This window comes from Pseudomonas sp. ZL2 (assembly GCF_054788455.1).
The window spans coordinates 1-15,035 of the sequence record NZ_JBGOGX010000059.1; the positions used below are offsets into that span (position 1 = coordinate 1).

The 15,035-nt window shown below is 63.6% G+C and carries 12 protein-coding genes and 1 pseudogene; 11 read left to right on the top strand and 2 right to left on the bottom strand.

The annotated features are described in order from the left end of the window. Positions 1-81: 81 nt before the first annotated feature. Entirely contained in the window at positions 82-1,707 is a 1,626-nt protein-coding gene (locus ABM562_RS26485) for a methyl-accepting chemotaxis protein (RefSeq protein ID WP_115084936.1), read from the bottom strand. A 274-nt stretch (positions 1,708-1,981) separates the two neighbouring features. On the opposite strand from ABM562_RS26485, the gene ABM562_RS26490 reads away from it, so the two are divergent. The 4 genes and pseudogenes from ABM562_RS26490 to ABM562_RS26505 all read left to right on the top strand — a co-directional run bounded on the left by ABM562_RS26490 (position 1,982) and on the right by ABM562_RS26505 (position 4,596). Then, positions 1,982-2,212, top strand: a complete 231-nt coding sequence (locus ABM562_RS26490) for a hypothetical protein (protein WP_010221350.1) — start codon at positions 1,982-1,984, stop codon at positions 2,210-2,212. Then, positions 2,209-2,511 (top strand): cell division protein ZapA, encoded by a 303-nt coding sequence (locus ABM562_RS26495; RefSeq protein WP_038998322.1) that lies wholly within the window; start codon positions 2,209-2,211, stop codon positions 2,509-2,511. Before ABM562_RS26490 ends, ABM562_RS26495 begins: the two co-directional genes overlap by 4 nt. Before the next feature lie 192 nt (positions 2,512-2,703). Further along, positions 2,704-3,735, top strand: a pseudogene (locus ABM562_RS26500) (cache domain-containing protein); the annotation flags it as partial. A gap of 132 nt (positions 3,736-3,867) precedes the next feature. Further along, positions 3,868-4,596 carry a methyl-accepting chemotaxis protein gene (locus tag ABM562_RS26505; RefSeq protein WP_460423887.1) on the top strand — a complete coding sequence of 243 codons (729 nt, stop codon included), beginning with the start codon at positions 3,868-3,870 and terminating at the stop codon, positions 4,594-4,596. A gap of 89 nt (positions 4,597-4,685) precedes the next feature. Here the strand turns inward: ABM562_RS26505 and ABM562_RS26510 are convergent, their stop codons facing one another. Continuing rightward, positions 4,686-5,726, bottom strand: coding sequence for a threonine aldolase family protein (locus ABM562_RS26510; protein WP_115084938.1), 1,041 nt, complete (start codon positions 5,724-5,726; stop codon positions 4,686-4,688). Between the two features lie 254 nt (positions 5,727-5,980). Between ABM562_RS26510 and glyA the strand changes: the two genes are divergently transcribed. The 7 genes from glyA (at position 5,981) to fdhA (ending at position 14,899) form a co-directional block, all read left to right on the top strand. Then, complete coding sequence (gene glyA / locus ABM562_RS26515) at positions 5,981-7,234, top strand: serine hydroxymethyltransferase (RefSeq protein ID WP_115084939.1); 1,254 nt, start codon at positions 5,981-5,983, stop codon at positions 7,232-7,234. Between the two features lie 20 nt (positions 7,235-7,254). Further along, entirely contained in the window at positions 7,255-8,505 is a 1,251-nt protein-coding gene (locus ABM562_RS26520; RefSeq protein ID WP_038998326.1) for a sarcosine oxidase subunit beta family protein, read from the top strand. Between the two features lie 14 nt (positions 8,506-8,519). After that, a complete protein-coding gene (locus ABM562_RS26525; RefSeq protein ID WP_038998327.1) occupies positions 8,520-8,849 on the top strand; it encodes a sarcosine oxidase subunit delta in 330 nt (109 codons plus the stop codon). Next, complete coding sequence (locus tag ABM562_RS26530) at positions 8,846-11,863, top strand: sarcosine oxidase subunit alpha (RefSeq protein WP_115084940.1); 3,018 nt, start codon at positions 8,846-8,848, stop codon at positions 11,861-11,863. The genes ABM562_RS26525 and ABM562_RS26530 overlap by 4 nt, the downstream gene beginning before the upstream one ends. Before the next feature lie 156 nt (positions 11,864-12,019). Then, positions 12,020-12,652 (top strand): sarcosine oxidase subunit gamma, encoded by a 633-nt coding sequence (locus ABM562_RS26535; RefSeq protein WP_115084941.1) that lies wholly within the window; start codon positions 12,020-12,022, stop codon positions 12,650-12,652. 11 nt (positions 12,653-12,663) lie between these two features. Then, the gene (gene purU, locus ABM562_RS26540; RefSeq protein ID WP_115084942.1) at positions 12,664-13,521 is read left to right on the top strand and encodes a formyltetrahydrofolate deformylase; all 858 of its coding nucleotides are present in this window, start codon (positions 12,664-12,666) and stop codon (positions 13,519-13,521) included. Positions 13,522-13,699: 178 nt separating this feature from the next. Beyond that, positions 13,700-14,899 (top strand): formaldehyde dehydrogenase, glutathione-independent, encoded by a 1,200-nt coding sequence (gene fdhA, locus ABM562_RS26545; RefSeq protein WP_038998331.1) that lies wholly within the window; start codon positions 13,700-13,702, stop codon positions 14,897-14,899. Positions 14,900-15,035 lie beyond the last annotated feature (136 nt).

The window sequence follows — 15,035 nt, forward strand, 5'->3', positions numbered from 1 at the left end:
AGTTTTGTCGCTTATGCTCTCTGTAAGAGGGAGGGTGAGCCCCTCCCCCCCCCCCCCCCCTCGACGTGACCCGCGATCGGCTTACACGCTGAAACGTGCCACCAGCCCGCTCAGGTCCACCGCCAGGCGCGACAGTTCGGCGCTGGCCGCGCTGGTCTGGTGGGCGCCGGTGGCCGACTGCACTGACAGGTCGTTGATGTTGACCAGGTTGCGGTCCACTTCGCGGGCGACCTGGGCCTGCTCTTCGGCGGCGCTGGCGATCACCAGGTTGCGCTCGTTGATTTCGGCGACCGCACCGGTGATGGTTTCCAGCGCCAGGCCGGCGCCGCGGGCGATGTTCAGGGTCGACTCGGCGCGTTCGGTGCTGTTGCGCATGGAGTTGACCGCCTGCTCGGTGCCGCCCTGGATGCTGCCGATCATCCGTTCGATTTCGCTGGTCGACTGCTGGGTACGGTGGGCCAGGGCACGCACTTCGTCGGCCACCACGGCAAAGCCACGGCCGGCTTCACCGGCACGGGCCGCTTCGATGGCGGCGTTCAGGGCCAGCAGGTTGGTCTGGTCGGCCAGGCCGCGAATCACGTCGAGCACCTTGCCGATATCGCGCGACTCTTCCGCCAGGTTGCCGATCAGTTCGGCGGTGCCTTGCACGTCGGTGCTCATGCGCTCGATGGCGCTGACGGTTTCCATCACCAGGTCACGGCCGTCACCGGCCGAGCGGGTGGCTTCCTTGGAGGCTTCCGAGGTGCTCACGGCATTGCGTGCCACTTCTTCCACGGCGCTGGTCATCTCGGTGACGGCGGTGGCGGCCTGTTCGATTTCGTTGTTCTGCTGCTGCAGGCCACGGGCGCTTTCGTCGGTGACGCTGTTCAGCTCTTCAGCCGCCGACGCCAGCTGGGTGGCGGAGCCGGAAATCTGCTGCAGGGTATCGCGCAGCTTGTTCTGCATCTTGGCCATGGCCTTGAGCAGGCGCGCGGCTTCGTCCTGGCCTTCGGCCTGGATGCTGCGGGTCAGGTCGCCCTCGGCGATGCGTTCGGCCGCCTGCAGGGCTTCGTCGATCGGCTTGACGATGCTGCGGGTCAGCAGCAGGGCACAGATCAGGGTCAGGGCAGTGGCAGCCAGCAGCAAGCCGATCACCAGGGCAACAGCGTTGGAATACTGGTCGGCGGCGGTGCGGTTGATCTCGCTGGTTTGCTCGGTGTTGATGCTGATCAATTGATCCATGACGCTGTTGATCTGCTCGGAGCTGTCGAGCATGTCGCGGTTGATCAGGTTGCGCAGGGTCTCCAGGTCATTGTTCTGCGACGCCAGGCGCATGCGGTTTTCCAGCTGGCGGTACTGGCCCAGCAGCTGCACGTACTGGTTGTAGGCAGAGCGCTCCTGGTTGCCGGAGATCAGCGGCTCGTACACCCGGCGCGCTTCGTCGATCTGCTGGTTGCGCTGGTCGATCAGCTTGAGGGTGGCCTGCAGGGTGCCGGCTTCGCGGTTGAGCAGCAGGCGGTACGACAAGGTGCGCAGGCGCAGGGTCAGCTGGGTCAACTGGTCGAGGTTGGTGATGCTCGGCACCGTCGAGGTTTCGATGGTTTCGCCGGCCTGGCGAATCTTGCTCATCTGGTTCAGGGCAAACAGACCCAGGGCCAGCATCAGCGCACCGATCAGAGCAAAGCCCAGAAGCGCGCGCGGGGCGATATTCATGTTGCGTAGGGACATGGTGGTATCCAGGAGGGGAAAGGGCACGTTATCCGTGCGGCAGATTCAGGACTGCCATGCCTATCGGTCGGCCGGGAAAAGACTTGAGCGGGCGAAGATGAAATTGTGAGGCAGCTAACTTTTTTCCTGACCGGTGGTAGACAAAACGGGGAACCGCAGGGCTATCGGTGGGTCAATCTGCACCAGGCCGAAGCGTCTAAACCCGATATCCCTGGCGAGCACGCGGACTTTTCTTTATCGTGTGCGCCCCCTGAAACACCCCGAGAAGGCAATCATGTTGGAAACTTCCCTTAGTCAACTGGAGCAACTGGTCAGCGACCTGGTGCAGAAGAATCAGGAACTGACCGAGCGCAACGCGCAGATCAGTGCCGAACTGGCCCAGGCCAAAGATGAAAACGACAGCCTGCAACTGAGCCTGCTGGAGCAGGAAGAAAAACAGGGCGCCACCGCCGCGCGCATCCAGGCCCTGGTTGAGCGTGCCAGCGTTGGTACCGTGAACGCATGAAAACCTCAGCGCAGCCGATCAATGTCGTGTCGATCCTCGGCAGCGATTATTCGATCAAGGCCCCCGAAGGCCAGGAGCAAGCGCTGGCGCAAGCGGTGCAGATGCTCAACGCCTCGCTGGCCGATACCAAGCGTAAGTACCCGACCCTGATCGGTGACAAGCTGCTGGTACTGGCAGCCCTCAACCTGTGCTCGCAGCAGATCGAACTGCAACAGCAGCACCAGCAGGCCCTCGACCGTTACCAAGAGCAAGTCAACGCCACGGTCGATGTGATTGCCCGGACCATCAGCAACAGCTGATCGCGTCCAAGCCCCCGCTACATCCTTTTGCCAGCTCACCACCTTCGGGAGGGTGGGCCGGCTTTGCTGTGGATCAGATTGTATTTCCTGTTGTATACAATTGGCCTGTCTCTTGCACTACAGGGCTTATTTACCCAGGGGAAATACATGCAGTTCTGGCGGCGCAGTATCCAGTGGCAATTGATCGCAAGCATGGGCGCAGCGCTGTTGCTGAGCATTCTGATCGTGGTCGGCATCTATAGCGTGGCGGTCAATCGCCTGACCGAGCGTTACCTGGTCGACACCGCCTTGCCGGCGAGCATTGAGGCGATTCGTAACGACATCGAGCGCATGCTTGGCCGACCGTTGACGGCGGCGGCCGACATTGCCAACAACACGTTGCTGCGCGATTGGCTGGCGGCAGGGGAAGACAGCGCCCAGGCGCCGCAATTTATCGAGTACCTCGAAGCCCTGCGCAAACAGAACCATGCCTTTACCGCGTTGTTTGCCGCTACAGCGAGCAACCACTATTACAACGAGAAAGGCCTGGACCGCACCCTCAGCCGCAGCAACCCGGCGGACAAGTGGTTTTTCGGCTTTATCGACAGTGGCAACCCGCGCCTGCTGAACATCGACACCGACGGCAGCACCGGCGAACTGGCACTGTTCATCGACTATCGGGTGGAGAAAGCCGGGCAACTGGTGGGTATCGCCGGGCTTGGCCTGCGTATGACCGAACTCTCCGAATTGATCCATAACTTCAGCTTCGGCGAACGTGGGCGGGTGATGCTGGTGCGCGGCGACGGTTTGATCCAGGTGCATCCGCAGTCGGCGTTCAGCGGTAAGCAGCAGCTCGCCGAGCAGATCGGCGGCGAGGCTGCCAAGGTGGTCCTGAGCCGTGAACAGGGCCTGCACAGCAGCCGCTTCGAGCGCGATGGCGAGGGCTACCTGGCCCTCAGCCTACCGCTGCGTGACCTCAACTGGACCCTGGTCGCCGAGGTGCCAGAAGCACAGATCTATGCCCAGGTACGTGAGACCGTCTGGCTGACCAGCCTGATTGGTGCAGCGGTCGCGCTGGTATCGCTGTTGCTGGTGGTGCTGCTGGCCCGCGGCATCGTCCGCCCCATCCGGCGTGTGACGGGGGCCTTGATGGCCATCGGCAATGGCGGCGGCGACCTGACCCAGCGCCTGGACGAAAACCGCGCAGACGAGCTGGGCGACCTGGCCCGTGGCTTCAACCGCTTTCTCGACAGCCAGCGTGACCTGATTGGCGAAGTGCTGAACACCAGCGAACGCTTGCGCGCGTCGGTAGCGCAAGTGACGCAAGTGGTAGAGAACACCGCCGAACGTTCCGACCGCCAGCAGGAAATGACCGAAATGGTCGCCACTGCCGTGCATGAGATGGGCCTGACCGTGCAGGACATTGCGCAGAACGCCGGTAACGCTGCCGTGGCGTCGGAAACCGCGCGCACCGAAGCGCTGCAGGCCCGCGAAGTGGTGCGCCGCTCGATTGCCCATATCGAGGGCATGTCCAGCGAGATTGGCCAGGCGGCGAGTGCAGTGGGTGAGCTGGCCACGGAAGTGGCGTCGATCGACGAAGTGCTGGCGGTGATCCGCAGCATCTCCGAGCAGACCAACCTGCTGGCGCTCAACGCCGCCATCGAGGCGGCGCGGGCGGGTGAGATGGGCCGTGGCTTTGCCGTGGTCGCCGATGAAGTACGGACCCTGGCGCGGCGCACCCAGGTGTCCACCGATCAAGTGCAGCAGATGATCCTGCGCCTCAAGCATGGCGCGGGCAGTGCGGTCGCATCGATGCAGGCCGGCCAGGCGGCAACCGGCACGGGCGTGGAGTCGAGCCAGCAGACCGGCGCTTCGCTGGGCACGATCACCGATCAGGTCGAACACATCAGTGACATGAACCATCAGGTGGCGACGGCGACCGAACAGCAGTCGGCGGTGACGGAGGAGATCAATCGCACCGTGCAGGGGATTTCCGACCTGGCGCGGGAAACGGCAGTGGATGTGCAGGGCTGTCGGCAGGAGTGTCTGGCGTTACGTGGGCTGGCGGATGATCTGGCGCGGCAGATGGGTGGGTTTCGTCTTTAAATCGGGGGGAATTCATCGCTGGCAAGCCAGCTCCCACAAGTAAGGTGCATGCAGTACCTGTGGGAGCCGGCTTGCCGGCGATGGCGTCATCAGGCGCCCATTGCCGCCCGGATATCCGCCGCCAGCTCACGTACCCGCGCTTCTTCGGTGTCCCACGAGCACATGAACCGCGCGCCACCGCTACCGATAAAGGTGTAGAAACGCCAGCCCTTGTTGCGCAAGGCTTCCAGCGCTGGTTCCGACATCTGCAGGAACACCCCGTTGGCCTCCACCGGGAACATCAGCTCAACTCCTGGCACATCGCGCACCAGTTCGCAGAGCAACTGCGCGCAGCGGTTGGCATGCACGCCATGGCGCAGCCAGGCGCCGTCTTCCAGCAGGCCGACCCAGGGCGCCGACAGGAAGCGCATCTTCGACGCCAGTTGCCCGGCCTGCTTGCAACGGTAGTCGAAGTCTTCGGCCAGCTGGCGGTTGAAGAACAGGATCGCCTCGCCCACCGCCATGCCGTTCTTGGTGCCGCCAAAGCACAGCACATCGACCCCGGCTTTCCAGGTCAGCTCGGCCGGGCTGCAGCCAAGGTACGCGCAGGCGTTGCTGAAGCGCGCGCCGTCCATGTGCAGGTTCAGGCCCAGCTCCTTGCAGGTGGCGCTGATGGCCTTGAGCTCTTCCGGACGGTAGACGCTGCCGACCTCGGTGGCCTGGGTGATGGTCACCACGCGCGGCTTGGGATAGTGGATGTCCTGGCGCTTGAGCGCCACTTCGCGGATCGACTCGGGGGTCAGCTTACCGGCTTCGCTGCGCGCGGTGAGCAACTTGGAGCCGTTGGAGAAGAACTCCGGGGCGCCGCATTCGTCTGTTTCGACGTGGGCGGTCTCCGAGCAGATCACGCTGTGATAGCTCTGGCACAGGGACGACAGCGCCAGCGAGTTGGCCGCGGTGCCGTTGAAGGCGAAGAACACTTCGCAGTCGGTTTCAAACAGTTTGCGGAAATACTCCGAGGCGCGTGCCGTCCATTGGTCGTCGCCGTAGGCGCGCTCATGGCCCTGGTTGGCTTTTTCCATGGCGGCCCAGGCTTCCGGGCAGATACCTGAATAGTTGTCGCTGGCGAATTGCTGGCTTTTATCTGGCATGACACTGTCCTGTGAACGACGCAGGTGAGCACTCTAAACCAAGTTCCGGGTGGCCGCCTATCGCTGGCAAGCCAGCTCCCACAGTGACCGTGTGGGAGCTGGCTTGCCAGCGATGCAGGCGACATCGGCCCCCATGTCGTAAACGCACCTTTGTGTGGCGTCCGTAGGCATCTGGGCTGTCTGCGTCGGTCATACCATCGCTGAAAAGGGCAATTGCCCGACAAGAACCGATGCCGCTGCCGGGAGAAACTGCGATGTTCAGCAAGCAAGACCAGATCCAGGGTTACGACGATGCACTGCTGGCGGCGATCAATGCCGAAGAGCAACGCCAGGAAGATCACATCGAGCTGATCGCCTCGGAAAACTACACCAGCAAGCGTGTCATGCAGGCCCAGGGCAGCGGCCTGACCAACAAATACGCCGAGGGCTACCCCGGCAAGCGCTACTACGGCGGTTGCGAGCATGTGGATAAAGTCGAGCAACTGGCCATCGACCGCGCCAAGCAGCTGTTCGGCGCCGATTACGCCAACGTCCAGCCACACTCCGGCTCCTCGGCCAACAGCGCCGTGTACCTGGCCCTGTTGCAGGCCGGCGACACCATTCTGGGCATGAGCCTGGCCCACGGCGGGCACCTGACCCACGGCGCCAAGGTGTCGTCCTCGGGCAAGCTGTACAACGCCGTGCAGTACGGCATCGACACCAAGACGGGCCTGATCGATTACGACGAAGTCGAGCGCCTGGCGGTGGAGAGCAAACCGAAGATGATCGTCGCCGGGTTCTCGGCCTACTCGAAAACCCTCGATTTCCCACGCTTCCGTCAGATCGCCGACAAGGTCGGTGCCTACCTGTTCGTCGACATGGCTCACGTCGCCGGCCTGGTCGCCGCCGGGCTGTACCCGAACCCGTTGCCGTACGCCGACGTGGTCACCACTACCACCCACAAGACCCTGCGCGGTCCGCGTGGCGGCCTGATCCTGGCGCGCAGCAACGAAGAGATCGAGAAAAAGCTCAACGCCGCAGTGTTCCCCGGCGCCCAGGGCGGCCCGTTGATGCATGTGATCGCCGCCAAGGCGGTGTGCTTCAAGGAAGCGCTGGAGCCTGGCTTCAAGACCTATCAGCAGCAGGTGATCGACAACGCCCAGGCCATGGCCGAGGTGTTCATCAAGCGCGGCTATGACGTGGTCTCCGGTGGTACCGATAACCACCTGTTCCTGGTCAGCCTGATCCGCCAGGGCCTGACCGGCAAAGATGCCGACGCCGCCCTGGGCCGCGCCCACATTACCGTCAACAAGAACGCCGTACCCAACGACCCGCAGTCGCCGTTCGTCACCTCCGGCCTGCGTATCGGCACCCCGGCGGTCACCAGCCGCGGCTTCAAGGTCAGCCAGTGCGTGGAGCTGGCCGGCTGGATCTGCGACATCCTCGATAACCTCGGCGATGCCGATGTCGAGGCCGATGTTGCGAAGAACGTGTCGGCACTTTGTGCAGATTTTCCGGTTTATCGCTGAGTGGTCCAGGAGTAAAGACTATGCAACGTTACTCAGGCTTCGGCCTCTTCAAGCACTCACTCAGCCACCACGAAAACTGGCAGCGCATGTGGCGCACGCCAACCCCGAAAAAAGTCTACGACGTGGTCATCGTCGGCGGTGGCGGGCACGGCCTGGCCACCGCCTACTACCTGGCCAAGGAGCATGGCATCACCAACGTGGCGGTGGTCGAGAAGGGCTGGTTGGGCGGCGGCAACACCGCGCGCAACACCACCATCGTCCGCTCCAACTACCTGTGGGACGAGTCGGCGCACTTGTATGAGCACGCGATGAAGCTCTGGGAAGGGCTGTCGCAAGACATCAACTACAACGTGATGTTCTCCCAGCGCGGCGTCTACAACCTCTGCCACACCCTGCAGGACATGCGTGATTCCGAGCGCCGGGTCAGCGCCAACCGCCTCAATGGTGTCGACGGCGAGCTGCTCAATGCCCAACAGGTGGCCGAAGAGATTCCGTACCTGGACTGCTCGAAGAACACCCGCTACCCGATCATCGGCGCCACCGTGCAACGGCGTGGCGGCGTCGCCCGTCACGACGCCGTGGCCTGGGGCTTTGCCCGTGCCGCCGACGCCCTGGGCGTCGACCTGATCCAGCAGACCGAAGTGATCGGCTTTCGCAAGGAAAACGGCGTGGTCATCGGTGTCGAGACCAACAAGGGCTTCATCGGTGCCAAGCGCGTCGGCGTGGTCACTGCCGGTAACTCCGGGCATATGGCCAAGCTTGCCGGTTTCCGCCTGCCGATCGAATCGCATCCGCTGCAGGCGCTGGTGTCCGAGCCGCTCAAGCCGATCATCGACAGCGTGATCATGTCCAACGCCGTGCACGGCTACATCAGCCAGTCGGACAAGGGCGACCTGGTCATCGGCGCCGGCATCGACGGCTGGGTCGGCTACGGCCAGCGCGGTTCGTACCCGGTGATCGAGCACACCCTGCAGGCCATCGTCGAAATGTTCCCGATCCTCTCGCGGGTACGCATGAACCGCCAGTGGGGCGGCATCGTCGACACCACGCCGGACGCCTGCCCGATCATCTCCAAGACCCCGGTGAAGAACATGTTCTTCAACTGCGGCTGGGGCACCGGCGGCTTCAAGGCCACCCCCGGTTCGGGCAACGTCTTCGCCGCCAGCCTGGCCAAGGGCGAAATGCACCCGCTGGCCAAACCCTTTTCCATCGACCGTTTCCACAACGGTGCACTGATCGACGAACACGGCGCCGCCGCTGTCGCCCACTAACAGGAGAAATCCCCATGTTGCATATCTTCTGTCCCCACTGCGGCGAGCTGCGCTCCGAAGAGGAGTTCCACGCCGCAGGCCAGGCGCACATTCCCCGGCCGCTGGACCCCAACGCCTGTTCCGACGAGGAGTGGGGCGATTACATGTTCTTTCGCGACAACCCGCGCGGCCTGCACCACGAGCTGTGGATTCACGCCGCCGGTTGCCGTCAGTACTTCAACGCCACGCGTGACACGCTGACCTACGAAATTCTGGAAACCTATCCGATCGGCGCCAAGCCGCAGGTCACCGGCAAAAGCACCAGCCCGCAGTTGGCAGTCAGTGGTCAGGGAGAAAAGGTATGAGCCAGGTCTATCGCCTGTCCAACGGTGGTCGCATCGACCGCAGCAAAGTCTTGAGCTTCACCTTCAACGGCCAGACCTACCAGGGATTTGCCGGTGACACCCTGGCCGCCGCGCTGCTGGCCAATGGCGTCGACATCGTCGGGCGCAGCTTCAAGTACTCGCGCCCCCGCGGGATCATCGCCGCAGGCTCCGAAGAGCCCAACGCCATCCTGCAGATCGGCGCCACCGAAGCCACCCAGGTGCCTAACGTGCGCGCCACCCAGCAGGCGCTGTACAGCGGCCTGGTCGCCACCAGCACCAACGGCTGGCCGAATGTGAACAACGACGTCATGGGCATTCTCGGCAAGGTCGGCGGCAAGCTGATGCCGCCGGGTTTCTACTACAAGACGTTCATGTACCCGCAGTCGTTCTGGATGACCTACGAGAAGTACATCCGCAAAGCCGCGGGCCTTGGCCGTGCGCCGCTGGAAAACGACCCGGACAGCTACGACTACATGAGCCACCACTGCGACGTGCTGGTGGTCGGCGCCGGCCCCGCCGGCCTGGCAGCCGCCCTGGCAGCGGGTCGCAGCGGCGCGCGGGTGATCCTCGCCGATGAGCAGGAAGAGTTCGGCGGCAGCCTGCTCGACAGCCGTGAAACCCTCGACGGCAAACCGGCCGCCGACTGGGTTGCGGCAGTAGTGGCCGAGCTCAAGGAACTGCCGGAAGTCATCCTGTTGCCACGGGCAACGGTCAACGGCTACCACGACCACAACTTCCTCACCATTCACGAGCGCCTGACCGACCACCTCGGTGATCACGCGCCGATCGGCCAGGTGCGTCAGCGCATGCACCGGGTGCGCGCCAAGCGCGTGGTGCTGGCCACCGGCGCCCACGAGCGACCATTGGTGTACGGCAACAACGATGTGCCGGGCAACATGCTCGCCGGTGCGGTATCGACCTACGTGCGCCGTTACGGCGTGGCGCCGGGCCGCAAGCTGGTGCTGTCGACCAACAACGACCACGCCTACCGCGTGGCCCTGGACTGGCACGACGCCGGCCTGAACGTGGTCGCCATCGCCGACGCCCGCCACAACCCGCGCGGTTCGCTGGTGGAAGAAGCGCGAGCCAAAGGCATCCGCATCCTCACCTCCAGCGCGGTGATCGAGACCCGTGGCAGCAAGCATGTAAGCGCAGCCCGCGTTGCCGCCATCGACGTCAAAGCCCATAAAGTCAGCAGCCCCGGCGAGTGGCTGGATTGCGACCTGGTCGCGACTTCCGGCGGCTACAGCCCGGTCGTGCACCTGGCTTCGCACCTGGGCGGCAAGCCGGTCTGGCGTGAAGACATTCTCGGTTTCGTGCCCGGCGAAGCACCGCAAAAACGCGTGTGCGTGGGCGGCATCAACGGTGTGTTCGCCCTCGGCGACACCCTCGCCGATGGCTTTGAAGGCGGCGTGCGTGCCGCCACCGAAGCCGGCTTCAAGGCCGTGCTTGGGGTGATCCCGAAAGTCCTGGCGCGTCAGGAAGAACCCACCGTGGCGCTGTTCCAGGTGCCCCACGACAAGAACACTGCGCGGGCGCCGAAGCAGTTCGTCGACCAGCAGAACGACGTCACCGCCGCCGCCATCGAACTGGCCACCCGCGAAGGCTTCGAGTCGGTCGAACACGTCAAACGCTACACCGCCCTGGGCTTTGGTACCGACCAGGGCAAGCTCGGCAACATCAACGGCCTGGCGATTGCCGCCCGCTCCATGGGCATCACCATCCCGGAAATGGGCACCACCATGTTCCGCCCCAACTACACGCCGATCACCTTCGGCGCGGTGGCGGGCCGGCACTGCGGGCACCTGTTCGAGCCGGTACGCTTCACCGCCCTGCATGCCTGGCATGTGAAGAACGGCGCCGAGTTCGAAGACGTCGGCCAATGGAAGCGCCCCTGGTACTTCCCGCGCAACGGCGAAGACATTCATGCCGCCGTGGCTCGCGAGTGCAAGGCGGTGCGTGACAGCGTCGGACTGCTCGACGCCTCGACCCTGGGCAAGATCGACATCCAGGGCCCGGACGCGCGCGAATTCCTCAACCGCATCTACACTAACGCCTGGACCAAGCTTGACGTCGGCAAGGCCCGCTACGGCCTGATGTGCAAGGAAGACGGCATGGTCTTTGACGACGGCGTCACTGCCTGCGTCGGCGATAACCACTTCATCATGACCACCACCACCGGTGGCGCGGCGCGGGTGTTGCAGTGGCTGGAGATCTACCAGCAGACCGAATGGCCGGAGCTTAAGGTGTACTTCACCTCGGTCACCGACCACTGGGCGACCCTGACCCTGTCGGGCCCCAACAGCCGCAAGCTGCTCAGTGAAGTGACCGATATCGACCTGGACAAGGACGCCTTCCCGTTCATGACCTGGAAGGAAGGCCTGGTCGGCGGTGTGCCGGCGCGGGTGTTCCGCATTTCGTTCACTGGCGAGCTGTCGTACGAAGTCAACGTCCAGGCCAACTACGCCATGGGCGTGCTGGAGAAAATCGTCGCTGCCGGCAAGCAATACAACCTGACCCCGTACGGCACCGAAACCATGCACGTACTGCGGGCCGAGAAGGGCTTCATCATCGTCGGCCAGGACACTGACGGCTCGATGACCCCGGACGACCTCAACATGGGCTGGTGTGTTGGCCGTACCAAACCGTTCTCGTGGATCGGCTGGCGGGGGATGAACCGCGAAGATTGCGTGCGCGAGAACCGCAAGCAACTGGTCGGGCTCAAGCCGGTCGACCCGAACAAATGGCTGCCCGAAGGCGCGCAACTGGTGTTTGACCCGAAACAACCGATCCCGATGGACATGGTCGGTCACGTTACTTCCAGCTACGCCAGCAACTCCCTGGGTTATTCGTTTGCCATGGGCGTGGTCAAGGGCGGGCTCAAGCGCATCGGCGAGCGGGTCTACTCGCCCCAGGCCGATGGCAGCGTGATCGAGGCGGAGATCTGTTCTTCGGTGTTCTTCGATCCGAAGGGCGAGCGGCAGAACATCTAATCGACTTGTTGGCCAGATGACCTGTGGGAGCCGGCCTTGCCGGCGATGGGGCGCGTAGCGGCCCCGATTTTGGCAAGGCTGCGCCTTGCATCGCCGGCAAGGCCGGCTCCCACACGTTACTTGCCCTACCGAACGCGAATTCAAGGCAGGTGTGTAATGAGCACGATCAACGTCTACCAGCAACGCCCCGGCAACGATGCCAAGGCTGAAACGCCACTGCACCACGCCGACTTGCCCAGCCTGGTCGGCAAGGGCCGCAAGAACGCCGGGGTCTCCCTGCGCGAGAAAAAACTCCTTGGCCACCTGACCATTCGTGGTGATGGCAAGGATCCGGCCTTCGCCGGCGGTGTGTTCAAGGCCCTGGGCCTGGAGCTGCCGGTGGCCCTGACCGTGGTCGCCAACGGCGAGACATCGCTGCAATGGCTGGGCCCGGACGAGTGGCTGCTGATCGTTCCCGGCGGCGAGGAATTTGCCGTCGAGCAAAAACTGCGCGATGCCCTCGATGGCCTGCACATTCAAATCGTCAACGTCAGCGGCGGGCAAACCCTGCTGGAACTGAGCGGCCCCAATGTGCGCGACGTGCTGATGAAATCCACCAGCTATGATGTCCATCCAAACAACTTCCCGGTGGGCAAGGCGGTTGGCACGGTGTTCGCCAAGTCGCAACTGGTGATCCGCCGTACCGGTGAAGAAACCTGGGAGCTGCTGATCCGCCGCAGCTTCTCCGACTACTGGTGGCTGTGGCTGCAGGACGCCTCCGCCGAATACGGCCTGAGCATTCAGGCTTAAGGAGCAATGCCATGAGTCGTGCCCCGGACACCTGGATTCTCACCGCCGATTGCCCGAGCCTGCTGGGTACGGTGGATGTGGTGACGCGTTACCTGTTCGAACAGCACTGTTACGTCACTGAGCACCATTCGTTCGATGACCGGCTGTCCGGACGCTTCTTCATTCGCGTGGAATTCCGCCAGCCGGATGACTTCGACGAGGCCAGCTTTCGCGCAGGGCTGGCCGAGCGGGGCGATGCGTTCGGCATGCTGTTCGAGCTGACCGCGCCCAAGCACCGGCCGAAAGTGGTGATCATGGTGTCCAAGGCCGATCACTGCCTCAACGACCTGCTCTATCGCCAGCGCATCGGCCAGTTGAGCATGGAGGTGGTGGCGGTGATTTCCAACCACCCGGACCTCGAGCCCCTGGCCCACTGGCACCGCATTCCCTATTACCACTTTGCCCTCGACCCGCATGACAAGCCGGCGCAAGAGCGCAAGGTGCTGCAGGTGATCGAGGAGTCCGGCGCCGAGTTGGTGATCCTTGCCCGCTACATGCAGGTGCTGTCGCCCGAACTGTGCCGCAAGCTCGACGGCTGGGCGATCAACATCCATCACTCGCTGCTGCCCGGTTTCAAGGGCGCCAAGCCGTATCACCAGGCCTACAACAAGGGGGTGAAACTGGTCGGCGCCACGGCGCACTACATCAACAACGACCTCGACGAAGGGCCGATCATCGCCCAGGGCGTCGAGGCGGTGGACCACAGCCATTACCCGGAAGACCTGATTGCCAAGGGGCGCGATATCGAGTGCCTGACCCTGGCGCGGGCGGTGGGGTATCACATCGAGCGGCGGGTGTTCCTCAACGCCAACAGGACGGTAGTGCTCTGACTGCCGCCATCGCGGGGCAAGCCCGCTCCCACAGGTACTGCATACACCGGACCTGTGGGAGCTGGCTTGCCAGCGATGAGGCCCTCGAGTCGGAACAAAGATTCCAGTAACACAGCGCCGCCCCCGGGCAGCGCACTTTACACCGCTACATAACAACAAACTTTAGCGAGGTGAAAGCATGTCTGGTAATCGTGGTGTGGTGTATCTCGGCGGCGGCAAGGTCGAGGTGCAGAAGATTGACTACCCGAAAATGCAGGACCCGCGCGGTCGCAAGATCGAGCACGGGGTGATCCTGCGGGTGGTCTCCACCAACATCTGTGGCTCCGACCAGCACATGGTCCGTGGCCGTACCACTGCCCAGGTCGGCCTGGTCCTGGGCCATGAAATCACCGGCGAGGTCATCGAGAAGGGCAGGGACGTCGAGAACCTGCAGATCGGTGACCTGGTGTCGGTGCCCTTCAACGTCGCCTGTGGCCGCTGCCGCTCGTGCAAAGAGCAACACACCGGCGTCTGCCTGACCGTCAACCCGGCCCGCGCCGGTGGTGCCTACGGTTATGTCGACATGGGTGACTGGACCGGTGGCCAGGCCGAGTACGTGCTGGTGCCGTACGCCGACTTCAACCTGCTGAAACTGCCGAACCGCGACAAGGCCATGGAGAAAATCCGCGACCTGACCTGCCTGTCGGACATCCTCCCTACCGGTTACCACGGTGCGGTGACCGCCGGCGTGGGCCCGGGCAGCTCGGTGTACATCGCCGGTGCCGGTCCAGTGGGCCTGGCAGCGGCTGCCTCGGCGCGCCTGCTGGGGGCGGCGGTGGTTATCGTCGGTGACGTCAACCCGGTGCGCCTGGCCCACGCCAAGGCCCAGGGTTTTGAAATCGCCGACCTGTCCCAGGACACTCCGCTGCACGAACAGATTGCCAACCTGCTGGGCGAACCGGAAGTCGACTGCGCGGTCGATGCCGTGGGCTTCGAAGCTCGTGGCCACGGCCATGCCGGCGCCAAGCACGAAGCCCCGGCCACCGTGCTCAACTCGTTGATGGGCGTGGTGCGCGTAGCGGGCAAGATCGGTATCCCCGGCCTGTACGTTACCGAAGACCCGGGCGCGGTGGATGCGGCAGCGAAGATCGGCAGCCTGAGCATCCGCTTTGGCCTCGGCTGGGCCAAGTCGCACAGCTTCCACACCGGGCAGACGCCGGTAATGAAGTACAACCGCCAACTGATGCAGGCGATCATGTGGGACCGCATCAACATTGCTGAAGTGGTGGGCGTACAGGTGATCAGCCTGGACCAGGCGCCGGAAGGCTATGGCGAGTTCGATGCCGGTGTGCCGAAGAAATTCGTGATCGATCCGCACAAGCTGTTCAGCGCCGCCTGATGTCCCAACTGGCCGTTTAAGGGCCGCCGTGCGGCCCATCGCCGGCAACGCCGGCTCCCACAGGTAAGCTGCACATCTATACTGTGGGAGCAACTGTCTTGATCAGGCTGTTTGCACTCGCCAAGGGGTATTGTCC